Raw genomic sequence first — 23310 nt, forward strand, 5'->3', positions numbered from 1 at the left:
ATGGTAAAGGCTTAAGAGTAAAGCCAATCTGATAGTACCCAACACATTGTGCATGTTCAAATTTCGGACAAGAAAAAAGCCCAAATCGAATCAATCGATTGGGCTTTTTTACTGGCGGAGCGGACGGGACTCGAACCCGCGACCCCCGGCGTGACAGGCCGGTATTCTAACCAACTGAACTACCACTCCACAAAACCGCTATGCCTTTATATAGAAATAATGGTGGGTGATGACGGGGTCGAACCGCCGACATTCTGCGTGTAAGGCAGACGCTCTACCAACTGAGCTAATCACCCATTGCCGTCTCACACAAAAAAACCGCGCTTACCTAAGCTAAATAAAATGCAGGCGCTACATCGTTTTGCGCAAAAGTAAAAACCCATAAAAACCGAGAAATTACCTTAAGGCCACATTACCAAACTAAAAAAGAAATAGTCAGGAAAGTAAGGCTAATTATTGTACTGCATCTTTCAGAGACTTGCCAGCCCTAAATTTAGGCTGTTTTGCTGCAGCAATCGCAATGGTCTCACCAGTGCGTGGATTGCGACCGCTGCGCTCAGCACGCTCAGACACATAGAAAGAACCAAAGCCGACTAGTGTTACTTCGTCGCCGCCCTTCAATGCGTTAGTTACGGCTTCTACTGTTGCATCCAGAGCTTTACCTGCATCAGCCTTGGAGAGACCAGCGGATTCTGCGATGGCGTTGATGAGTTCCGATTTATTCACTTACGTCCCCTTACAATTCTGATTGGATTGATACGATTAAACTATCGACTACAGCTTTATAGCAAGCCACAAAATCTTGTGTCAACTAATGTTTTGTAAGCTGTCCGGTCACTTCCACCCCAGCTTGCGGCAGAACGGGCTCCACACTCACAACTTCTTCCGGCAAAATCTCCGGCAAACGCTCCAAGGCAAACCCCAACACCTGGTCGATCCACTTAACTGGGTGAATGGTAAGTCCGCGCTTCACATTGTCAGGGATCTCGGCAAGATCCTTAACATTGCCCTCAGGAATTAACACCTGCTTGATCCCACCACGGTGAGCCGCAAGCAGTTTCTCCTTTAAACCGCCAATTGGCAATACTTCGCCACGCAACGTGATCTCTCCTGTCATTGCAACGTCGCAACGAACCGGAATACCCGACAACACCGATACCATCGCAGTGGCAATACCAATCCCTGCGGATGGGCCATCTTTGGGTGTTGCCCCTTCGGGAAAATGGATATGCATATCAATTTTCTGATAGAAATCAGGGTCAATCCCCAGCGCCTTTGCACGACTGCGTACCACCGATAAAGCGGCCTGGATAGACTCCTGCATCACATCGCCAAGCTTTCCGGTTTGAATCATTTTTCCCTTACCCGGGAATTTTACCGCTTCAATGGTGAGCAACTCCCCCCCCACTTCAGTCCATGCAAGGCCAGTAACCTGGCCAACCTGGTTAGTTTGCTCGGCCATACCGTAGTCAAAACGATGCACACCCAGGTACTTTTCCAAATTTTTCGGGGTAACAGTAATCTTTTTGTCGCTTGGTTTCATCAAAAGACTTTTCACCACCTTACGGCAGATCCGGGCAATTTCCCGATCCAAGCTACGCACGCCGGCCTCACGCGTGTAGTAACGCACCACATCACGCACAGCGGTATCTGAAATCACCAACTCGCCTTCTTGTACACCATTAGCTTTAATTTGTTTTGGCACTAAGTACTTAAGGGCAATATTTACTTTTTCATCTTCGGTATAGCCCGACAAACGGATAACTTCCATCCGATCCAGTAAGGCAGGAGGAATGTTTAGTGAATTTGCAGTGGCAACAAACATTACATCTGACAAATCAAAATCAACTTCCAGATAATGATCACTAAATGCATGGTTCTGTTCTGGATCCAACACTTCCAGCAAGGCAGAAGAAGGATCACCACGGAAATCCGCACCCATCTTATCGACTTCGTCGAGTAAAAATAGCGGGTTTTTCACGCCAATTTTAGTCATCGATTGTAAAATTTTGCCCGGCATCGAACCGATATAAGTACGACGATGTCCGCGAATCTCGGATTCATCACGCACACCACCTAAAGCCATGCGCACAAACTTGCGGTTAGTTGCGCGTGCAATCGATTCCCCCAGGGAGGTCTTACCCACCCCAGGAGGCCCTACAAGGCACAAAATCGGCGCTTTAAGCTTTTCAACACGGCTTTGTACCGCCAGGTACTCGACAATGCGCTCTTTCACCTTTTCAAGGCCATAGTGATCGGTATCAAGCACCAATTCTGCAGCGGGCAATTCCTTGCTGATTTTGGTTTTCTTTTTCCACGGCAAATCAAGCAGTGTATCGATGTAATTACGCACCACAGTCGCTTCTGCTGACATGGGTGACATCATGCGTAATTTTTTAAGCTCGGATTCAGCTTTATCCTTTGCTTCTTTACTCATACCGGCGTTTTTGATTTTTTTATCAAGCTCGTCGATATCAGCATTTTCGTCTAATTCACCCAGCTCTTTCTGAATAGCTTTAACCTGCTCATTCAGATAGTACTCACGCTGGCTTTTTTCCATCTGGCGCTTCACGCGGCCACGAATGCGTTTTTCTACCTGCAAGATATCCAGCTCGGATTCAAGCTGTTTTAACAACTGCTCCATGCGGCGACGCAGATCGAACATCTCCAGAATAGATTGCTTTTGCTCCAGCTTCAAAGGCAGATGTGCGGCAATGGTATCAGCGAGACGATGCGCATCTTCAATGCCAGCCAGAGAGGTAAGAATTTCTGGCGGAATTTTTTTATTGAGCTTAACAAACTGATCAAACTGGGTCAGTAAAGCACGGCGCATTGCCTCTACTTCGTGCCCCTGCTCAGCACTGGCATCAACCGGATGAGCGATAGCACTATAAAAGCCCGCCTCTTCATCAATATCAGTTACCTCGGCACGCTGTCCACCCTCTACCAGCACTTTTACCGTGCCATCGGGCAATTTCAGCATCTGCAAGATACTGGCAATCGTTCCTACAGGATAAATATCGGCCAAGCCAGGCTCATCTTTCTGGGCGTTTTTTTGCGCAACCAGCAGAATATGGCGGCCATCTTCCATCGCGGCTTCAAGCGCGCGAATCGACTTTGGGCGACCCACAAATAGCGGGATAACCATATGCGGAAACACCACCACATCTCGTAGTGGTAGCAGCGGCAAATGGACATCGTCAGCAAACGCAACAGTTTGGGACATCAACAAGGGTCCTCAATAATGAATTTATCCCCCAGATCATGGGGGTGAGAGCAAGGAAATACAATGCCCTAGAATAAAATCTGACCTGAATATTTCACATAACCCGAAATCACATGAAATATTCAGAATCTAAAAACACTCATTCAGCTTGCACACAAGCATTGTTCCTGCTTAAGCTGCAGCCGGATCTGCATACACAATTGTTGGTGCGGTTGAGTTCTTGATCACGGTTTCATCCACCACTACACGCTCTACCCCTTTTAATGAAGGCAGCTCGTACATGATATCCAAAAGAGATGATTCAACAATCGAGCGCAAACCCCGCGCACCGATTTTACGCTCCATGGCCTTGTGTGCAATCGAAGCCAAGGCCTCTTTACCCACTTCCAGCTCAACCCCTTCCAGCGAGAACAGCTTCTGATATTGCTTGATCAGCGCATTTTTTGGCTCGGTCAGAATAGAAACCAGCGCGGCTTCATCCAACTCTTCCAGCGTAGCTGTCACCGGTAAACGGCCAACAAACTCGGGAATCAGCCCGAAGCGGATCAAATCATCCGGCTCAACCGTGTGTAGCATTTTACCAACACTAGTGTTTTCGTCTTTGCTCATAACTTCAGCACCAAAACCAATGCCACTTTTTACAGAGCGATTACGAATAATCTTATCCAGGCCTTCAAATGCACCACCACAGATAAACAGAATATTAGTGGTGTCAACTTGCGGCATATCTTGGTTTGGGTGCTTGCGCCCCCCCTGAGGCGGAACCGAGGCAACAGTGCCCTCAACCAGCTTCAAGAGTGCCTGCTGTACACCTTCACCGGACACGTCACGGGTAATCGAAGGGTTTTCGGATTTGCGGGCAATTTTATCTATCTCATCGATATAGATAATACCGCGCTGTGCTTTTTCTACATCGTAATCACACTGGGCCAATAGTTTAGCAATAATGTGCTCGACGTCTTCACCCACATAACCCGCTTCGGTTAACGTTGTAGCATCTGCAATGACAAATGGCACGTCCAGAAGCTTGGCCATGGTCTGCGCAAGTAAGGTCTTGCCCGAGCCAGTTGGCCCAATCAGAAGAATATTGGACTTGGCTAATTCCACATCATTATCACTCGCCTTATTGCTGGTCAGACGCTTGTAATGATTGTAAACCGCAACTGCCAAAATCTTTTTAGCACGCTCTTGCCCGATAACATAAGAATCGAGCGTGGTCCGAATTTCCATCGGCGTAGGCACACGCTTACCATCTGTAACCTGTTCAGCCTCGCCAATCACAGCCGCTGCTTCGTCTTTCAGTACATCACGACAAAGCTCAATGCATTCATTGCAGATAAAAACTTGCGGGCCGGCAATCAGCTTAACCACTTCGTGCTGGCTTTTACCGCAAAAAGAACAATAAAGGAGTTTTTCTGACATCGCTTAACCTACACCCCAAAAAAACGGGCCATTGCAGCCTGTCTTATTTAAATCCACCAAGCCGACAGGCCACTAGAATAAAAAACCGCCAGGCACGCTGGCGGCATTGTCACGCTTGGACGCAGCCTTATTTGGCTGCTGCCGTGCTACGAGATTGCAATACATCATCGATCAGACCGTAATCCTTCGATTCTGCAGCACTCATAAAATTATCTCTGTCTGTATCACGCTCAACGGCTTCGATACTTTGACCCGTGTGTTTCGCAAGCATTTCGTTTAAGGAGCGCTTGGTTTTAATGAGTTCACGCGCATGGATTTCAACATCGGATGCCTGACCGGACAAGCCGCCAATCAAAGGCTGATGAATCATAATCCGTGAATTAGGCAAAGCATAACGCTTGCCCCTGGCACCACTGGAAAGCAAAAATGCACCCATGCTGGCAGCCATCCCTACGCACATCGTTGACACATCCGGCTTGATAAAATTCATAGTGTCGTAGATAGCCAGACCTGCAGTGACCGAGCCACCCGGGGAGTTGATATACAGATGAATATCTTTATCTGGATTCTCGGATTCCAAAAACAGCATCTGCGCAATAATCAGATTTGCGCTTTGATCGTTTACCGGGCCAACCAAGAAAATAACACGCTCTTTTAAGAGGCGCGAGTAGATATCATAAGAACGCTCGCCACGACCACTTTGCTCAACGACCATTGGGATATACCCAAGGTTTTGCGGATCAAACTCTTGTCTCGACATCTTTTTCTCTCAGAAATTTATGGTCATTCAAACGATAAGGTGTCACCTTGATGACACCTTATCGTAGCACCTCTGATAACCGAGAATGATTAGCCCTGCTGGCCCATCAGTTCTTCAAAGGACACGCCTTTTTCAGTTACCTGTGCCTTAGCCAGCACAAACTCAACCACATTGTCTTCCAATGCCATTGATTCCGGGCCTGCCAAACGCTCACGATCTTCAAAATACCAGGCGACGACTTCGCTTGGATCTTCGTAATTCTGCGCCAAATCTTCAATAACCGCTTTTACCTGTTCTGCTTTCGCTTCCAAACCACTGCCTTTCACCAGCTCAGCCAAAGCTAAACCCAGGTGAACACGGCGCTGAGCTTGCGCTTCGAACATTTCTGGCGAGAACGGCACATACTTTGGGTCGATACCGCGTGCTTTCAAGTCTGCCAGTGCACCTTCAGCCAGACGACCGATTTCCAACTGCACTAAAGCCTTAGGCAGATCAAGCGGCGCTGCAGCAATCAACGCAGTCATGACGTTTTCTTTGGCACGGGCTTTCAGACGGAAACGCACTTCGCGCTCCAGATTGCCACGCACTTCAGCGCGCATTTTCTCTACATCGCCATCAACAATGCCAAGGCTTTTTGCAAACTCTGCATCCACTTCCGGCAAGATTGCAGCAGCTACGTTCTTAACCGTGATTTCGAATACTGCAGTTTTGCCCGCAACATCAGCGCCGTGATAATCCGCAGGAAAATCAACGCTTACCGATTTGGTTTCGTCTTCTTTCATGCCGATCACACCAGCTTCAAAGCCTGGCAACATTTGCCCCTTGCCCAGCAGGAAAGCGTGGTTTTCAGCAGTGCCACCATCGAACAATACGCCGTCGATTGAGCCTTTGAAATCAACAATCACGCGATCGCCATCGGCAGCTGCGCGTTCTACACGCTCAAAACGGGTGCGCTGGCGGCGCAGAATATCAACTGTTTTATCTACTTCAGCATCTGATAATTCCAGCACCGGCTTTTCAATTTGAGCAGCAGCTAAATCGCCAATCACCACTTCCGGGTACACTTCAAAAGTAGCCGAGAACTGAAAATCGCCCGTTTCTTCCGCCGCATCTTTTGGCTCAAAACGTGGGTAACCTGCTACGCGCAGCTTTTGCTCTTGTACGGCCTGACCAAAACTTACTTCAACCGTTTCACCCAGTACTTCTTCCTGGATACGGAAGCCGTAGTTTTGTGCAACGATTTTCATCGGCGCTTTGCCCGGACGGAAACCAGCAATTTTTGCTGTTTTAGCAACGTGCTTCAAACGCGCGTTAACTTGTTCGGTAATTTCTTCCCGAGGCACGGAAATAGACAGGCGACGCTCGAGTTGATTCAGGGTTTCTAGTTGTACTTGCATTTCAAACCATTCCTATGAGGGATCAACGCGCGTACACGCATCTTAATAAATAGGGGATAAAGCCAGCTCAGCAGCAGCGACGCGGCAAATCAACCGATCTTTGCCTCCCTTGTTTTTCTTCATAACTTTAAGCAGAAAAACCAGATCAGCACGCAGCGCCCACCGCGATTTACCAGCAAAGTCGGTGAGTTTAGCGCACAACAGCATGCAAATCCAAACAGAATTATTAACCAGACCCCGTACAGCAAAAAACATAGTAGCCGCAAGGCCTGGGCAGCAAGCCTGAGCCAATAAAAAAGTGAAGATGCACTGCTGTATTTTCAATGTGAACAGATTTTACTAGTCCAGAATTTCCGGACACAAAAAAGCCGCAAGAGCACTGCTCTTACGGCTTTTTTCAAAATATCTGGTGGGGGATAAGAGACTCGAACTCTTACACCTTACGGCGCTGGAACCTAAATCCAGTGCGTCTACCAATTCCGCCAACCCCCCACTTCACATCGCTGCGCCTAGCACCGAATGAAGACCCGCATTCTAGATGAAGGATCTAACTTTGCCAAGTACTTCTCTAAAAATATTTTAAAGTAGCTTAAGCTTATGTCCACAACAAACAAAAAAAATCTTTAATATGCCAGTAAGATAATCGCAATCTGATACAGCCTACAAAAAGTTTATGTCATACTCCGCACAGCTTTCCATCCTATACACTCTTACTTCACCCCTTCCGTGAACGATCATATACATACACTCCTGCGTATTCTTCCCCCTTGCGACTCTGCTACGGCAGAGGTTCGCTGGTTTGCCGGCCAGCAATCCGGCTCGGCATCGCTCGACAAACTTCCGCGCTCCCAGCGCACCGAACTAATCATCCCTGCAGCACTCTCCAATGTTTATCGTGCCGAGCTGCCAAGACAATCACTGGCAAAGCGGCAAAAGCTGTTGCCCCATCTTTTAGAAGATCGCCTGCTAAGTCCTGCTGCTTCACTTCATTTTGGGCTAAATGACCAGAATAATAAAATCATTGCCGTAGATCGCCAGTGGCTGACTCATTATCTTGGCTTACTCGCCGAGCATCGTATAAACCCTTCTGCAGCATGGAGTCTTTACGACTTTCTGCCTGACAGTACGAGCTGGTGCGTAGCCAAGGATCAACAGACTCGTATTGTCCGCAGCCCGGAAGGACAATACAGCCAGTTTGATGAGCCTGATATTGTCGATGCACTGATCGGAGAAGCCGTACGGCAAGACGCAACTCTGGCTGATTTGATACAAAACACCGTACCAGGCACCAATTTACTGCAAGGTGATTTTGCCCAGCGCAGTCAGTGGCGCTTTGACTGGAAAATTCTGCAGACGCCGGGACTGCTGCTCGGTGCTATTTTTGCACTTGTTTTGGCCGGACAAATAGGAGACTGGTGGCAATTACGCAGCAGCAAACTGGCCTTACAACGCGAAATGCGCCAGACCTATGCAGCAGCATTTCCTGGCGAGCCTGTGTTTGATCCTGTTTTACAGCTGCAAAGCAAGCTACGTGAACGCGGCGGGCTGAGTAACGGCAATGACGACGGACTGGATTTACTCCTGCGCGTAGCCAGTATCGCTGGCAACGGCCTGCAATTGGTGCAACTCGATTACAGTAATGGACAGCTCATTATGGAGCTGCCGGACTCCCAGGCAAGCAGCTTGCAATCACAACTTAAAGGAGCAGGACTCTCTGCAGAGACTCAGCCTGCTGCAACAGGGCAGACAAAAGTTCTGATTCGCCCCCAGGCCGTAAAGTGAGCCCCTTATGAATAAACTGAAAGAATTCTGGCAACAATGTAAACCCCGTGAGCGACTTTACTTGATGGCATGCGGTGCGTTTGCTTTTTTTGCAATTTTATATGCTGGCATTTGGCAGCCCGTTAACGCGTCCCGAATACAGCTGGGCAAGCAGGTTCCCCAGATGCAGATGCAGCTTGCAGAGCTACAAAGACAGCTTGCTCAGATCAAATCAACACCGGCAGGGCCTGGCCAAAATGGTGATTTTCGCACAGCAGTACAAGCCAGCCTGGACGCCAGAAATACCAGCGCGGATATTCAGGCATTGGCCACAGACAAACTGCAGATTAAAGTTGCACAAATCCGTTTTGCCGATGCACTCCCCCTGCTTGCGGCACTTCGCAGCGAAACGGGCTCGCAGATTAATCGCCTGCAAATCAGTAGTGCCGAGCACAATGGCATTGTGCAGCTAAGTGCAGAGGTAGAACGCCAATGAAGCAATATATTTATCATCGCAGTAAATGGCTGATCCCTCTGCTGATTTTATTTTTGATTCTGCAATTTCCAGCTTCATTTATTCTCAAATACCTCCCTGCCCCCATGCAAGCGGGCGGGGTCAGCGGTACGATCTGGTCAGGCAGACTGACCCCGCTGGGCATCGGCGGCCAGCAACTTTTGGATGAAGTGCGCTGGCAGTGGCAGCCCCTTAAACTGTTTAAAGGACAACTAAGCTGGCAACTGGATACCCGTTACGGCAGCCAGCCAGGCAAAGCTTATCTAATACTGGGTGCCGGTGGTAAACGCCTGGAGTCAGTCAGGCTCACCCTGCCCGCAGCGCCTTTGTTTGCCATCGACAAAAAACTGGCCCCTTTCCAGCTGGGTGGCCAGCTGATACTGGAAGCCCAACAGATAAGTCCCTCTCTGTCCGGTGAAATCAATTTACTCTGGCAAAATGCCAGCTCGCTCGTTTCTGTGCAGGCCAATCCCTTTGGCAGCTATCAGATTAAATTGCAGCCTGATTTAAGCTGGACCATCAGCACTCAAAGCGGGGCCGCACTGGCTATTTCAGGGCAGGGAAAAATAGATCCCCGGCGTGGCCCTCAGGGCTCGCTCCAGCTTAAACCTGCCAGTGGCAAAGAGGGCCTTTTTGCTCCGCTACTTGATCGCATGCCGTTAAACGGCGAGCAACACGAACTCAGACTTGGCACATAAACACTCCGCCCTATACTCCAGCAGAAAGCCACCGAGACAAGGAAAAAAAATGAAAAAGATCGAAGCTATTATCAAGCCTTTTAAACTGGACGAAGTCCGTGAAGCCCTGTCAGAGTTGGGTATCTCCGGCCTCACCGTGACAGAAGTTAAAGGCTTTGGCCGCCAGAAAGGCCATACCGAGCTTTACCGCGGCGCTGAATATGTGGTCGATTTTTTGCCCAAAGCCAAAATTGAAGTCGTGCTTGAGGACGATAAAGTGGAAACGGCCATCGAAGCAATCGTAAAAGCCGCCAATACCGGTAAAATTGGCGATGGCAAAATTTTTGTCAGCCCGGTTGAATATGTTGTACGGATTCGCACCGGTGAAATAAACGAGCAGGCTATCTAAAAAGTACCCGTTTCATCGTTTTCAAAATACAAAATGCGGCTTGAATGGCCGCATTTTGTATTAAATGTGTAGTTAATTTATGTCTCTGCATAATCACCACAAAATATTTACCCTCAACTTTTGCGATACCCGCAGAACCGCTGTGCTCAAGCAATCAGGCTTACTTTTGATAGGCTCCGGCCGAGTAAGTTAATTCATAGCTATGACTGTAGATTTCCAGAATATTACCGAATGGATCTTCCATATACACCATGCGAAACGGCTTCTTACCAGGATAATATTCGCGAACCGGCATGCGCTGCTTTCCCCCCGCGGCAACAATTTTTGCAGCCAGTCCTTCTACATCCGGGTCTTGCACGCAAAAATGAAACACTCCACTCTTCCAGTATTCAAAATTGTTTTCTCGCTGCTCGGCATTAACAAACTGGAATAGCTCAACCCCAATCCTGTCCCCGGTAGACAGATGGGCTATCCGGAAGGACTGCCAGTTTGCACCAAATACATCGGTGCACATCTGGCCAATAGCCGAATCATCTTCGGTAATGGTTGTCGGCGGCATAATCAAATACCAGCCCAGCACCTCGGTATAAAACTTCACCGCCGCGTCCAGGTCCGTCACACTGATTCCAATATGAGAAAAATTCCGTGGATAAGTCATTTACTGCCTCGCATGTTTTAAGTAGTGATGCCAGTTTAAGCTTCACATGCGATAATTAAAATCGATGCAAAGTTATAGGTTTGATAAATATTCATTATGCAAAACTGGATCAATCCACTATGGATACGCTCATTTCTGGCGGTAAACCAGCAGGGTAGTTTTACACGGGCGGCCGATAGCCTGAATATCACTCAAGCAGCAGTCAGCCAGCATTTGCAGCGGCTGGAAAGCCAGCTAGGCACTTTACTGATTCGCCGCCCGCGACAAATCGAGCTGACTCCGGCAGGAAAAATACTGCTCGAATATGCAAACGAAATCGAAACGGCCCACACCCGGCTGCACAACAATCTAAGCAATCACAACCCTTATTGTGGCGAGATCTCGATCGCAACGCCCGGCAGTGTGGGCCTGGCGCTGTATCCGCAGCTTCTGACACTACAGCAGCAACACCTGCAACTCACCGTAACGCACCGCATCGCGCCAACTGATGACATCATTGCTGCGGTATTAACCAGGCGATGCGAGCTGGGCATTGTAGCCCGCAGCGTCAGCGATGAACGCCTTTGCAGCAGTAAGCTGACACAGGAAGCACTTTGCCTTGTTTTGCCCATGAGCTGGGCAGGGGAAAAATGGGAAGAGTTATGCGAATTGGGATTAATCAATCACCCCGACGGAATGGATATGGCCTCACGCCTCTTTGCCCGTACCCACCCCGGGCAGCGGGTGAGCCAGCTACCAGTTCGTGGTTTCTCCAATCAGATCAGCCTGATTTTAGAGCCAGTGGCGCGCGGGCTGGGCTTTACCGTTTTGCCCCGATTTGCAGTCAATGCATTTAACAAACCAGAGCAAATCCGTATTGCCAATAACGAAATTCAGGTCAATGATACTTTATGGTTGATTCACCGGGCTGAGTGGCCGGTTTCTGCAGCAGGATTGTATGTTCTGGAAGAAATAAGCGCATATCTAAAATCAAACAACAATTAAAAGCGCTCTACCTCGCCATATAACTTTACCGCCCCGAACCAAATATAGAAAATAGCCCGGGCAATCTCAGAATATTTTATTAATTAATAAATCTTTAAAATTACTAATTAATTTCAAACCAATAAAAACCTGTATTTTACAAAGCATTAAAATACACAATATCTAATAATATATTTTTTTATAAAACCAGATCACATCAAAGATTAATTACCGTCGGCAGCTGTAACTATGTAACATTAAAGTGAAATTTATACGGCAGTTTTCTTGCGCTCTTTTTCAGCTTGGCGCCGCTCACGGAAAAACACCTTAAGCAAAGCCGAAGATTCATCTGCCATCACCCCATCCACCAGCTGCGTTTGATGATTTAAACGGCAATCTGCAAAAGGGTTGATCACACTGCCTGCTGCACCGGTTTTAGGATCTTTTGCCGCATAAACAACCCGGCTAATACGGGAGTGCAAAATGGCCCCGGCGCACATAATACAAGGCTCAAGCGTGACATACAGCTCGCACTCGGGCAGGCGATAGTTACCCAAATGGCGCGCCGCCTGCCGGATCGCCATCATCTCTGCATGGGCACTGGGATCGTGACGCAAAATGGGCTGATTGCAACCGCGGCCAATAATCTCCCCGCGATAAGTGACAATTGCCCCTACCGGCACTTCACCCAGCTCTTTCGCCCGCTCAGCCCCCAGCAAGGCTTGCTGCATAAAATCTAAATCATTCATCAACATACTACTTAATCAAAAAAATTCTGTAGACACAGAAAAAACCATGAGAAATCACACTGCCAGCATCCCTGGTCATACTCTTTGCTCAATTTTTCCACCAGCATAATGGTCTTCGCGTGCGACCTGCTGTAATAAACGTACTAGTTAATCATCATAGTTAGGTAGGTGTTTTTTCTCTCTGTTCTCCCTGCGCTCTGTGTTTACAGATTTTTTGCAATTTTTTAAGCCACGCCCAGCATTTCTGCCGCGTGCTGGCGGGTAGTACTGGTAATTTCCACGCCACCCAGCATGCGGGCAATTTCTTCGATGCGCTCTTCCACGCTCAGCATATGAATGGTGCTTAATACGCCGGATTTCGATTGTGTTTTGCTCACCTGCAGCTGCTGGAACCCACAGGCGGCAACCTGCGGCAGGTGGGTAATACACAGCACTTGCCGCGCCGCGCCCAGATCCGCCAGCATGCGGCCAACAATTTCGGCCACCCGGCCGCCAATACCCACATCCACCTCGTCAAAAATCAGTGTAGGCACATTCGCCACCTGGCTGGTAATCACTTGCAGAGCCAGGCTGATACGGGATAGCTCGCCACCCGATGCCACCTTGGCCATTGCTCTTGCCGGGGTCGTCGGATGATTGGCCACCATAAACTCCACCGTTTCCAAACCAAAACTCGCAGGAGCCTCATGGGCATGCAGTACAATTTCAAATCGGCTGCCCACCAGCGCCAGCAGTTGCAATTCTTTAGTCACCATTTTCGAGAGCTTATCGGCAGCGACCTTACGGCTAACCGATAATTGTCTGGCTGCTTTACGATAATCAGCTTCTAATTTCTGAACACGGCGGCGCACCGCATCCAGGCCCGCACTACCGCCTAACTCGGCAAGGCGCTGCTGCCAGGCGGCCAGTTTTTCCGGCAGCTCGGCAGGCTCTACCCGATATTTACGTGCCATGCGAAAGATCGCATCCAGGCGACTTTCCACATCGGCAAGGCGGGCCGGATCTAGCTCTAAGTGATCGGCATAGCGGCGCAATGCATACACGGATTCAGTCAGCTGCGCTTCAGCACTGGCCAAAAGCTCCAGTGTTTCGGAGATACCCGCATCAAAATCAGCCAAAGCAGATAAACGCCCCGCTACCGATCCCAGCCAGGACTGGCAGTTTTCATCGCCATCAGCGAGCATCAATAAACCACTTTGCACGCCTTCAATCAGGCTGGCAGCATGATGCAAGCGCTTATGCTCGGCTTGCAGCTCCGGCCATTCTGCAGCGGTAAATTGCAGGGCGGCCACTTCATCCACCTGCCATTGCAGGCGTTCACGTTCCGCATCAAAGGCTTCGGCGTTATTCTCGGCAACCGCCAGCTCATCAACAACGTTTTTCCAATCTTTAAATAAACCCGCCACGTCTTTTGCAAGGCCTGTGCATTCTGCATAGCCGTCAACCAATTCGCGCTGCACCTCGGAGCGCAGCAAGGATTGTGGCGCATGCTGACCGTGGATATCTACCAGCTGCTCGCCCAGCGATTTAAGCTGTGTCAGCGTTGCAGCAATGCCATTAATCCAGGCGCGGGATTTGCCACTGCTGTCAATGCTGCGGCGAATCAACAACTCTTCTGGCTCGTCCCCCAGCAAAGCTTCTTCTTCCAGCCAGGCCTGTACGTTTTTAGGCGGAGCAAACCGTGCCTGCAAGTCAGCTTTTTCGGCACCATGACGCACCACTGTACTTTCTGCCCGCCCCCCCAGGAGCAAACCCAGTGCGTCGATCACAATCGATTTACCCGCCCCCGTTTCACCGGTCAAGGTCGTTAAGCCTGAGCGAAAGTCAAGCGACAGCTCTTGCACGATGACAAAGGATTTAAGCGAAATAGAAAGCAGCATGGCGTGTTTTTACACCTTGGTTACGGTTGCCACGAAACAAACCCAAATCTTAAAACATAGAGTAAAGGAGAACACGGAGTAAAACTTAATTTCAATAGTTTTACTCCGTGTAGCTCTGCGTCCTCCGTGCTCTCTGTGGTTCAAGATTTGGGTTTTGAATTAAATTGAGTGATCACTTACAAACGCTCGCCCCAGCGTAGTTTTTCGCGCAGGGTGTCGTAATAATGATAACTGTTTGGGTGCAACACCCTGAGGGTATTGCGGTAGCGGCTAATCAGTACGCGATCTTTTTCTTGTAAATCACAGTGCGACTGATTGTCAAAATAAACACGGGCATCCTGGGCACGGGTCAGTAAAAACTCAACCGCGCAGGTATCATTCACCACAATCGGGCGATTCGATAATGATTGCGGGCAAATGGGCACCAGTGCAATTGCCGGTAAGCTGGGATGTAAAATCGGACCGCCGGACGCCAGCGCATAGGCTGTGGAGCCGGTTGGTGTTGAAATAATCAGGCCATCTGAGCGCTGGCTATAAACAAAACGGCCATCAATAAAAATTTCAAACTCGATCATGGCCCCCGTGCTGCCACGGCTAAAAACCACGTCATTAAACGCTAAGGCGTTGTCAATTTCATGACCATCACGCACCACCGTGGTTTCAAGCAAGATGCGCTCTTCGGGAATAAACTCCCCGTACAGCATGTCCATCACCAGCTCATCCATCTCATCAACCGATATATCGGTCATAAAACCCAGGCGGCCTTGGTTGATTCCCACAAGTGGAATGCGATAAGGTGCCAGCAGACGCGCCACTCCGAGCATAGTGCCATCACCGCCGAGCACGATAACCAGATCAGCCACTTTGCCGATATTATCGCGGCTGACATCCTGATGTTCGCTTATGCCATGCTCTGCGGCGCTCGCCTGATCGAGCAGGACTTTTACCCCCGCCCCTGCAAGCAGAGCAGCAAGACGGCGGATAGGCTCTCCCAAAGTAGGGGTGCCCGTGCGCCCCACTACGGCGATGGTTTTGAACAATAAACTACGCATAAGCTCATTAGACCCGATTTTTAAAAAAATAACAGCAGCAGTCAGTTAATTTAAAGTACTTTGCCCGTGTTTTCTCCAGGCGGGTGCTTGCCCCAAAGTAAAACTCCTTGTAAAACGAAGTAAAATTTGCAACATAGCCCACCGTCGCCGCCCAATATGCTGAACGATCGTTCTCAAATTCTACTTAAAACCCTCGTCGAGCGCTACATTGCTGAAGGCCAGCCTGTTGGCTCCAAAGCCCTGCAGCATTTTTCAGGGCTGGATATCAGCTCTGCAACAATCCGAAATACCATGGTTGATCTGGAAGCACTAGGCTTTGTCGCAAGCCCGCATACCTCAGCCGGCCGCATTCCTACCGTGCTGGGCTACCGGCTTTTTGTAGACTCCTTACTCACAGTGCAAACTTTAGATTCGCCCACCTTAAGCGAATTACAGCTCCCTGTTGACAGCCCGCAGCGCAGTGTCACCGCAGCCTCACAGATTTTATCGCAGCTCACCCAGTTTGCCGGCCTTGTGCAAAGCCCTAAGCGCCACGATCTTTTGCTTAAGCAAATCGAATTTATGCAGCTGTCTGAGCGCCGTGTTTTGCTGATTCTAGTCACCAGTGATGGTGATGTGCAAAACCGTATTTTACAGACCGAGCGTATTTATAGTGCCAGCGAGCTCACAGAAGCCGCTCATTTCCTAAATGAATACTGCTCTGGCAAAACACTGGCGGCCCTGAGCCATATTGTGCAAAAAGAATTAGTCAGCTTAAAAAGTGATATTGTCAGCCTGATGAATGCTGCCGTTGCTGTAGGTGCAGAATTAAGTAACCGCAGTGATTCTGTAGTAATTGCAGGTGAACACCAGTTGCTGGGTGTGGGGGATTTATCCTCCAATGTAGCCAGAATGCGCCAGCTATTTGCTCTCTTCGAGCAAAAAACGGCCCTGCTGCAACTGCTGGATTTAGGCAACCACGCCGATGGTATAAAAATTTATATCGGGGGTGAATCAGGCTTGGCTCCACTGGATGAATGCTCTGTAATCACAGCGCCCTATCGCGTTAATGGTGAAATTGTTGGCACACTAGGCGTGATTGGCCCCACCCGGATGGATTATGAAAGAGTAATTCCTATTGTCGACATCACCGCCCAGCTTTTGTCCACAGCGCTCTCTTTGTGACTTTTCAACCCTTGCTTGCTGCCAATATTCCCATATCATTGCACCGCCTTTCATTGACAATGCAAACCACTTTATAGAAAAGCGAAAACTATGCGTAAACTTATCCCCCTATTACTGGTTAGCCTGCTGGGCATGGCACATGCCGATGAAGCTTTGGTTGCCCGTGAAGATGTGCAGGCTTATATCAAGGCAACGGCAGAAAAGCACCAGTTTACTGAAGAAGAACTGACGCAAACACTTAGCCGGGCCACGCTTAAAAGTAATGTTCTGGATATTCTGGACCGGCCTTCTACCGCCCGCCCCTGGTATACCTTTCGCGTTAACTTTGTAAATCCCGCCCGCAGCCTGGCAGGCGCCAAATTCTGGCGCGAGCACGCGATTGCCATCAAAGAAATTAGCGAGCGCTACGGGGTAGAGCCAGAAATCATTGTGGCTATCCTGGGAGCCGAGACCAATTACGGTAAAAATACCGGAAGCTTTCATATTCTTGACGTACTGAGCACCATTGCCTTTGATTACCCGCGCCGTGCTGAATTCTTTCAAAAAGAACTCACCGAATTTCTACTGCTTGCCCGTGAAGAAAATGAAGACCCGATGGACTTTACCGGCTCCTACGCGGGTGCCATGGGCTGGCCACAATTTATGCCTTCATCATTTCGCCAGTATGCCGTTGATTACGATCAGAACGGCCATCGCGACATCTGGAATCACCCCGATGACGCGATTGCCAGTGTGGCAAATTACTTAAAAGCGCATGGCTGGGAAAAAGGCCAGCAGGCCTATACCGCAGTCAATATCAATACGGATATGAGCGATGTATTTGCTGATAAATTTAATTTGCACTACACCGTGTCCGAACTGATGCAAAAAGGCGTAGTGCCAATGAGTGAGCTCGATGTCCAGCAAAAAGCGGTCCTGTTTTCACTGGAAACCGAGCCGGGCTTTACCAGCCACTATCTGGGCTTTAATAATTTTTATGTCATTACCCGCTACAACAAAAGCACGCTTTATGCGACAGCGGTATTACAGCTTTCTGAAAGCATTTTAAAAAGTTATCGGGAAGGTGATGATTTAAAACCGGCCAGAACCCCTGCAAAACCCGCAAAAACGGTTAAAAAACAGGGGGGATGGCGGTAAGATTTACGACAGCTATAGCTATATAGCTATAGCTTGTGAAGCAGGTAAAAGACGCAATGCAGCACACAAGCGTCTTTTACTCCTTCCCCACACAAACCCCAATGGTGCGCTTGCCTATGCAGTATTTGGTTTTACGCACCTGCTTAAAGCACCAACAGAATCCGGGCACACTGTTTAGTATTAATTTGCAGCTATGCTCAAAATCTTACTATGAGAGTTAGTCACCCCAAAAATAGCTTTCCCTGGTACTGAAACAGCACGCTAAACAAGCCCAACTCCGAGGACAATATGAAAGTAAGCATCATTATCCTGATTGCAATGATTTGGGGTGGGCTGCAATTTGGCACTGACGGCGCTTTAGGTGCCGGGCTGCTGGCTTTTATTGGCTACATTTTCTTGAGCAAAAAAAAATATTCTCCTGAAGAGGACTCTGAATCCCCGCCTCATGGCGCTCATTCATCTGCCCCCTCTTCCACCGGCCATACACCGAACCGGCACGCTCACCTCAGCCTTGAGCAAAGAGTTTTGCAGCTTGAGCAATCACTGGCGGCCTTGCAAGACGAAATCCAGCAACTTAAAACACAAGACAGCAACAGCAGCCCGATCAATCCGGTTTTTAACGCTACTGGCATCACACCTGTCTCTGCGGCACACCCGATAGAAAACAGCGACTGGGCGGCTGCAGCAATCAGCCAGACAACAACCTATCAAACCAAAATCGCACCTGAGATCAGCATTGAATCTGCTGAGACAGAAGTAAACAATTTATCCGCAATCACGCCTTCTGACTCCAGCGCGATTGATATGACGGCAGCCACATCCTCAACCGGGCCCTCTGCTGTTGACAGCACTATTGGTATCGCGGCAACAAGCACACCCGGGCATCCCGCCATACCAGCGCGCCCTGTGCCCCCAATTCCCATTTCGCCAGCCCAGCCAGACTGGCTGAGCGAGCAATTTGCCAAGGCTTTTAAAGTGGGCAAAGACTGGCTATTGGGCGGTAATACCGTGGTGCGGGTCGGAATACTGATTCTCTTTTTTGGCGTAGCGTTTTTACTGAAATTTGCGGCCGACAACAGCATGCTGCCGGTGGAGTTGCGCTTCGCAGGCACCGCCATCGGCGCAATTGTGCTGCTGGTGATTGGTTGGCGATTGCGTGACCAGCGCCGCGAATATGCTTTGATTATGCAGGGCGGTGGTGTGGGCGTGCTGTATCTCACCGCCTTTACCGCTTTGAAATTTGCAGTGATTCCGGCCGAATTTGCTTTTCCATTTTTAGTGCTGGTCGGCGTGTTTTCGGCTATTTTAGCCATCAAGCAAGATGCCAGATCGCTGGCAGTGATGGGCATTACCGGTGGCTTTTTAGCACCAATTCTCACCTCTACCGGCCACGGCAGCCATATCGCCCTATTTAGCTATTTTGCCCTGCTTAACGCCGGTATTTTTGCAATGGCTTGGTATAAAACATGGCGGCCGCTTAATTTACTGGGCTTTGTGTTTACCTTCGGGATTGCATCGACTTGGGGCGCGCTTAAATACAAACCAGAGCTACTCGCCAGCACCGAGCCATTTTTAATTTTGTTTTTTCTGTTTTATGTTGGCATAGCCCTGCTCTACGCCTTGCGCCAGCAAGTTGCACTTAAAAACTATGTGGATGGAACACTGATTTTTGGTACACCGCTCGCCGCGTTTGGCCTGCAGACATCACTCGTGCACGATATTGAATTTGCACTCGCTGGCAGTGCTGCGGTGCTCTCCGCTTTTTATCTTTTAATTGCCTGGTTTTTAAGAGCAAAAAAACGCGACGAGCTGCGTTTACTGTTTGAGGCGCTGCTTGCACTGGGTGTGCTGTTTGCCACGCTGGCCATCCCGCTGGCCTTTGATGCCCGCACCACCGCAGCCAGCTGGGCAGTTGAAGCCGCAGCGATTATCTGGGTCAGTCTGCGTCAGCAGCGTTTACGCTCGCTCTGCTGCGCCTTAGCTTTGCAAATCATTGCCGGTATCGCCTTCCTAAGCCATGCAGGGCCCCAGCCAGATGATGCCTTAGCCATCCTCAATAGCGGCTATATCGGTGGCCTGATGCTGGCGCTGTCAGGATTTTTTAGCGGCTATTTAATGCAAAAAGAGGCCGCCCTGACGTGGTTTAAGCCCGGAAAAATTATTTCAGCCCTGCTCGCAGCCTGGGGATTACTGTGGTGGACGGGAGCAGGGCTCAATGAAATCCGGCAATTTATTCTGCCTAGCGAGCAATCTGCCGCCACCGCTCTGTTTGCAGGCTTTAGCGCACTACTCGCCAGCCTGGCCTGCAAAAAGTGGCAATGGCCGCTGCTGCGCCTGCCTGCGCTGGCACTGTTTCCTGTATTGGCCCTGATCAGCATGCCGGTATTTGCCACAAAATTACATCCACTGGCAGGATGGGGCTTACTCGCCTGGCCACTTGCTCTGCCACTGGCACTTTATTTATTGTGGCGGCATAAAAACGAAGACCAAAAAGAACTGCCCATCCTGCACAGCGTTGGTGTCTGGCTGAGCAGTCTTTTGATTGCCGCCGAGCTGGCCTGGCTCATTACCCAGGCCGTGCCGGAAGGCATATGGCGTACAACCGCATGGCCTATCCTCTGCGCTGCAGTGCTCTGGCTGCTGGCAAGCTATGGCAACAAAATACGCTGGCCAATTGCCCGCTACCCGCAGGCCTATTTTGTTAACGGGGCTGCACCACTGGCTGCGGGCTTACTGCTCTGGGCATTTTTTGCACTTGGCAGCGATGGCAATCCTGATCCGCTGCCTTATCTACCACTCATTAACCCGCTCGATATTGCCCTTGGATCAGGCGTGGTGGCGCTCCTGGCCTGGAAGCGCAAATTACTGAGCCTGCAGCTGCTTGATCTATCCAAATGGACTGCCCCTGTTCTGCTGGCGCTGGGATTTTTATGGCTGAACGCCGAGCTACTCAGAGTCTTCCACCATTGGGGGAATGAGGCTTACAGCCTGAACACGCTTATTGATTCGCTCAGGATACAGGCGGTGTTTGCGCTGTTCTGGAGCGGCGTTTCTGCTTTGGTGGTCATTGCACTGAAACGCTTTGCCACAGAGGAGTCTTATGCCTCGGTGGCAACCCGCCAGGCGCTGCGCGGCTTGCTGCTGGTGCTTTGGGCATGGCTATTGGCGGCTAATTTTAATGATGGCAGCTTGCTTAATGTCCGCTATCTGCCGCTGCTTAATTTGCTGGAGCTGGCGCAACTGGCGGTGCTTGGCGCGCTGTATCTGGCCTGGCGTGATTTCAAATCGGCATCCGCCGATGCCGAACTGCCCAACTGGCTGGCCTACGCCGCCCTCGCCACACTATTTATCTGGTTTAACGGGGCCTTATTACGCGGCTTGCATCATCTGCTGGCCTTTCCTTTTTCCTTACTCGAAGCGATTCATTCCAGCAGCCTGCAGCAAATATTAATGCTGGCATGGGGGCTGTTTTCACTGGCGGCGCTGCAATGCACCAAGCGGAACAGCATGCTGCGCCTGCTGGCCATAGCCTGCGCGCCTGTGATGCTAGTGATGTGGCTCTGGACTTTCTACGCCAACTTCAGCGAGGTCGGCAACCGCTGGCCGCTGATCAATCCGCTGGATTTAATCCAGATCGGCATCTTTGCCCTGCTGGCACTCTGGCTCTATCGCGTGGATAAACTGCGTGGCGGGCTGCCGGTGCAATGGCTTAAGATCGGCGCCGGTGCCACGCTGTTTGTCTGGCTAAATGGCGTATTGCTGCGCACTTTGCATCACTGGGGCGATGTACCCTATCAGCTGGGGCCACTTTTGCAATCGACACTGGTGCAAGCTTCGCTATCGATATTCTGGACCCTGCTCGCCTTTGGCTTAATGCTGTTTGCCACGCGAAAAACCGACCGATCGCTCTGGTTTAGCGGCGCGGCACTACTCGTCATCGTGGTCGGCAAGCTGTTTATGCTTGATCTGTCCAGAATCAGCGGCATAGAGCGCATCATCAGCTTTATTGGCGTAGGCGTCTTACTGCTTATCATTGGCTATTTATCACCGCTGCCCCCCAGAAAGGAAGAGCCATGAGATTAATCTGCCTGCTGATCTTATGTGTCAGCCCCCTGATATGGGCAAAAAAACCGACACCAGCGCCGCTGCCATCACCACTGACGCCAGCGATTTTCAGCCATCAGCAAGCTTTGTTACTCAGTGAATCGTCGCCCTTTTACCGGCTGGATGTGCCTGTTACCGTGTACCAATTTAGCCAGCGAGCCGATTTAAGCGATTTGCGGGTCTTTAACGGAGCAGGCGAGCTGGTGCCCTATGCGCTGGAAACAAGTGCAGCAGCACATCAGCTCAGCCAGACTGCGCTGCGATTTTTCCCTTATGCCGAAAAAACCAGTAATGAGCAGCGTGATGTTTCAGTCCAGATCAGCAGCGATGGGCAACTGAGCGCACAAAGCCACACCGTCAGCAAGCAACAGCAAAGCAGCTATATTGTTGACGCCTCGCAAATCAAGGGGCAGCTCGAATCCCTTACGCTCGCCTGGCAGGAAGGCAACTCCCAGATCAGGCTGGCCGCCAGCGACGACTTACAACAATGGCAATCACTGGGCAGCACAGAGATCATCCAGCTGGATTATCAGGGGCAAACACTCAGCCAGCCCAAAGTAGATTTGGGCAGCATTCGAGCCAAATACCTGCGCATCACGAGCGACACCCCGCTCACACTTAAAGAAGTGCGCTTACAATCCTCCATAGCACACCCCAGCCCTACAAAAAGAGTCTGGCTGACTCCGGTGACGACACCGCTCGGCAAGGGCGAATATCTGTTTGATCTTGGCGTGCATGCTCCTGTCGACAGGCTGGAGCTCACCTTGCCACAGCTCAATACGGTGGTACAAGCATCGCTATCAAGCCGGGCTGCGCCTGCCGAGCCCTGGCAAAATAAACAAAGCGGCGTGCTCTATCGCCTGCAAGGCAAAACCGCTGAGAGCCGCAGCCCAGCGCTGATCATCCCGCCAAACAACCATCGCTACTGGCGTTTAAGTGTCAATCAAAATAGTGGTGGACTAGGCGAGGGTCTACCTCAACTGAAAGCGGGCTGGACACCCCAGCAAATCGCCTTCGTCGCCCGCGGGCAAGCGCCGTTTACACTGGCTTTTGGCCATGCGCGGGTAAATAGTGCAGCAATTAATTCGGCGGATTTGATTATCGGCAATACCGTGGCATCGGCTGTGGCGGGCGCTTTGCTCAATAAAGCAGCCCCTCCGGCACCGGCCATCGCCAGTGAGCCATCATCTGCGCGCAGCTACGGGCTATGGACAGCGCTCGTTTTGGCCGTTGGCGTATTAGGGGCGATGGCGTACAAACTGACCCGCACCCCCAGCCCCTCTCCCGAAAAGGCAGAAGAGAGTGAAATCTCTTCATAACGTAGTTGGCATACTTTAAAGCCTCCCGTTTTGAGGGAGGGGTGGAGAAGGCCATTTACTCATGCAATATCGGCAAAAGCACCTGCACACCGTCTCCGTCCGGCAGCCTATCCCGATT

At 50.2% G+C, this 23310-nt stretch carries 19 protein-coding genes, 3 tRNA genes and 1 pseudogene; 10 read left to right on the forward strand and 13 right to left on the reverse strand.

What is annotated here, in order from left to right:
- Positions 1-112 precede the first annotated feature (112 nt).
- From EJO50_RS08675 to EJO50_RS08710, 9 genes are all read right to left on the reverse strand, one after another.
- Positions 113-189: transfer RNA gene (locus tag EJO50_RS08675), tRNA-Asp, on the reverse strand.
- A gap of 31 nt (positions 190-220) precedes the next feature.
- Positions 221-296: transfer RNA gene (locus EJO50_RS08680), tRNA-Val, on the reverse strand.
- A gap of 157 nt (positions 297-453) precedes the next feature.
- Positions 454-726: an HU family DNA-binding protein gene (locus EJO50_RS08685; RefSeq protein WP_046352775.1), complete on the reverse strand. Its 273-nt coding sequence runs from the start codon at positions 724-726 to the stop codon at positions 454-456.
- An 85-nt stretch (positions 727-811) separates the two neighbouring features.
- Entirely contained in the window at positions 812-3226 is a 2415-nt protein-coding gene (gene lon, locus EJO50_RS08690; protein ID WP_206434347.1) for an endopeptidase La, read from the reverse strand.
- 171 nt (positions 3227-3397) lie between these two features.
- The gene (gene clpX / locus EJO50_RS08695) at positions 3398-4648 is read right to left on the reverse strand and encodes an ATP-dependent Clp protease ATP-binding subunit ClpX (RefSeq protein ID WP_125973367.1); all 1251 of its coding nucleotides are present in this window, start codon (positions 4646-4648) and stop codon (positions 3398-3400) included.
- Positions 4649-4775: 127 nt separating this feature from the next.
- On the reverse strand, positions 4776-5408 hold the full coding sequence (gene clpP / locus EJO50_RS08700; protein ID WP_125973369.1) for an ATP-dependent Clp endopeptidase proteolytic subunit ClpP: 633 nt from the start codon (positions 5406-5408) through the stop codon (positions 4776-4778).
- Between the two features lie 89 nt (positions 5409-5497).
- Positions 5498-6805, reverse strand: a complete 1308-nt coding sequence (gene tig / locus EJO50_RS08705) for a trigger factor (RefSeq protein WP_125973371.1) — start codon at positions 6803-6805, stop codon at positions 5498-5500.
- Between the two features lie 42 nt (positions 6806-6847).
- Positions 6848-7012 carry a hypothetical protein gene (locus EJO50_RS17155; RefSeq protein ID WP_164521464.1) on the reverse strand — a complete coding sequence of 55 codons (165 nt, stop codon included), beginning with the start codon at positions 7010-7012 and terminating at the stop codon, positions 6848-6850.
- Between the two features lie 200 nt (positions 7013-7212).
- Positions 7213-7297 (reverse strand) — tRNA-Leu (locus EJO50_RS08710).
- A 234-nt stretch (positions 7298-7531) separates the two neighbouring features.
- On the opposite strand from EJO50_RS08710, the gene gspL reads away from it, so the two are divergent.
- The 5 genes and pseudogenes from gspL (at position 7532) to EJO50_RS08730 (ending at position 10166) form a co-directional block, all read left to right on the forward strand.
- On the forward strand, positions 7532-8587 hold the full coding sequence (gspL, locus tag EJO50_RS08715) for a type II secretion system protein GspL (RefSeq protein ID WP_125973373.1): 1056 nt from the start codon (positions 7532-7534) through the stop codon (positions 8585-8587).
- A 64-nt stretch (positions 8588-8651) separates the two neighbouring features.
- Positions 8652-8741: pseudogene (locus EJO50_RS17865) on the forward strand (hypothetical protein); the annotation flags it as partial.
- Between the two features lie 9 nt (positions 8742-8750).
- Positions 8751-9062 carry a type II secretion system protein GspM gene (gene gspM / locus EJO50_RS08720; protein WP_505712051.1) on the forward strand — a complete coding sequence of 104 codons (312 nt, stop codon included), beginning with the start codon at positions 8751-8753 and terminating at the stop codon, positions 9060-9062.
- On the forward strand, positions 9059-9778 hold the full coding sequence (gene gspN, locus EJO50_RS08725; protein WP_125973377.1) for a type II secretion system protein N: 720 nt from the start codon (positions 9059-9061) through the stop codon (positions 9776-9778). Before gspM ends, gspN begins: the two co-directional genes overlap by 4 nt.
- A 49-nt stretch (positions 9779-9827) precedes the next feature.
- The gene (locus EJO50_RS08730; protein ID WP_125973379.1) at positions 9828-10166 is read left to right on the forward strand and encodes a P-II family nitrogen regulator; all 339 of its coding nucleotides are present in this window, start codon (positions 9828-9830) and stop codon (positions 10164-10166) included.
- Between the two features lie 160 nt (positions 10167-10326).
- Here EJO50_RS08730 and EJO50_RS08735 read toward each other — a convergent pair whose 3' ends face one another.
- Positions 10327-10785, reverse strand: coding sequence for a lactoylglutathione lyase family protein (locus EJO50_RS08735; protein ID WP_206434348.1), 459 nt, complete (start codon positions 10783-10785; stop codon positions 10327-10329).
- A gap of 135 nt (positions 10786-10920) precedes the next feature.
- Here EJO50_RS08735 and EJO50_RS08740 point away from each other — a divergent pair, with 135 nt between their 5' ends.
- Complete coding sequence (locus tag EJO50_RS08740) at positions 10921-11808, forward strand: LysR family transcriptional regulator (RefSeq protein WP_125973383.1); 888 nt, start codon at positions 10921-10923, stop codon at positions 11806-11808.
- A gap of 248 nt (positions 11809-12056) precedes the next feature.
- Here EJO50_RS08740 and tadA read toward each other — a convergent pair whose 3' ends face one another.
- From tadA to EJO50_RS08755, 3 genes are all read right to left on the reverse strand, one after another.
- Entirely contained in the window at positions 12057-12536 is a 480-nt protein-coding gene (gene tadA / locus EJO50_RS08745) for a tRNA adenosine(34) deaminase TadA (protein WP_125973385.1), read from the reverse strand.
- A gap of 224 nt (positions 12537-12760) precedes the next feature.
- Positions 12761-14416 (reverse strand): DNA repair protein RecN, encoded by a 1656-nt coding sequence (recN, locus tag EJO50_RS08750; RefSeq protein WP_125973387.1) that lies wholly within the window; start codon positions 14414-14416, stop codon positions 12761-12763.
- Between the two features lie 176 nt (positions 14417-14592).
- Positions 14593-15468, reverse strand: a complete 876-nt coding sequence (locus EJO50_RS08755) for an NAD kinase (protein ID WP_125973389.1) — start codon at positions 15466-15468, stop codon at positions 14593-14595.
- Positions 15469-15624: 156 nt separating this feature from the next.
- Between EJO50_RS08755 and hrcA the strand changes: the two genes are divergently transcribed.
- The 4 genes from hrcA to EJO50_RS08775 all read left to right on the forward strand — a co-directional run bounded on the left by hrcA (position 15625) and on the right by EJO50_RS08775 (position 23192).
- Positions 15625-16632, forward strand: coding sequence for a heat-inducible transcriptional repressor HrcA (hrcA, locus tag EJO50_RS08760; RefSeq protein ID WP_125973391.1), 1008 nt, complete (start codon positions 15625-15627; stop codon positions 16630-16632).
- A 90-nt stretch (positions 16633-16722) separates the two neighbouring features.
- Positions 16723-17769, forward strand: coding sequence for a lytic murein transglycosylase B (mltB, locus tag EJO50_RS08765; protein WP_125973393.1), 1047 nt, complete (start codon positions 16723-16725; stop codon positions 17767-17769).
- A 288-nt stretch (positions 17770-18057) separates the two neighbouring features.
- The gene (locus EJO50_RS08770; RefSeq protein ID WP_125973395.1) at positions 18058-21846 is read left to right on the forward strand and encodes a DUF2339 domain-containing protein; all 3789 of its coding nucleotides are present in this window, start codon (positions 18058-18060) and stop codon (positions 21844-21846) included.
- Positions 21843-23192 (forward strand): DUF3999 domain-containing protein, encoded by a 1350-nt coding sequence (locus tag EJO50_RS08775; RefSeq protein ID WP_125973397.1) that lies wholly within the window; start codon positions 21843-21845, stop codon positions 23190-23192. Before EJO50_RS08770 ends, EJO50_RS08775 begins: the two co-directional genes overlap by 4 nt.
- Positions 23193-23310 lie beyond the last annotated feature (118 nt).

It is taken from the genome of Iodobacter ciconiae, from assembly GCF_003952345.1.
GTDB lineage: Bacteria > Pseudomonadota > Gammaproteobacteria > Burkholderiales > Chitinibacteraceae > Iodobacter > Iodobacter ciconiae.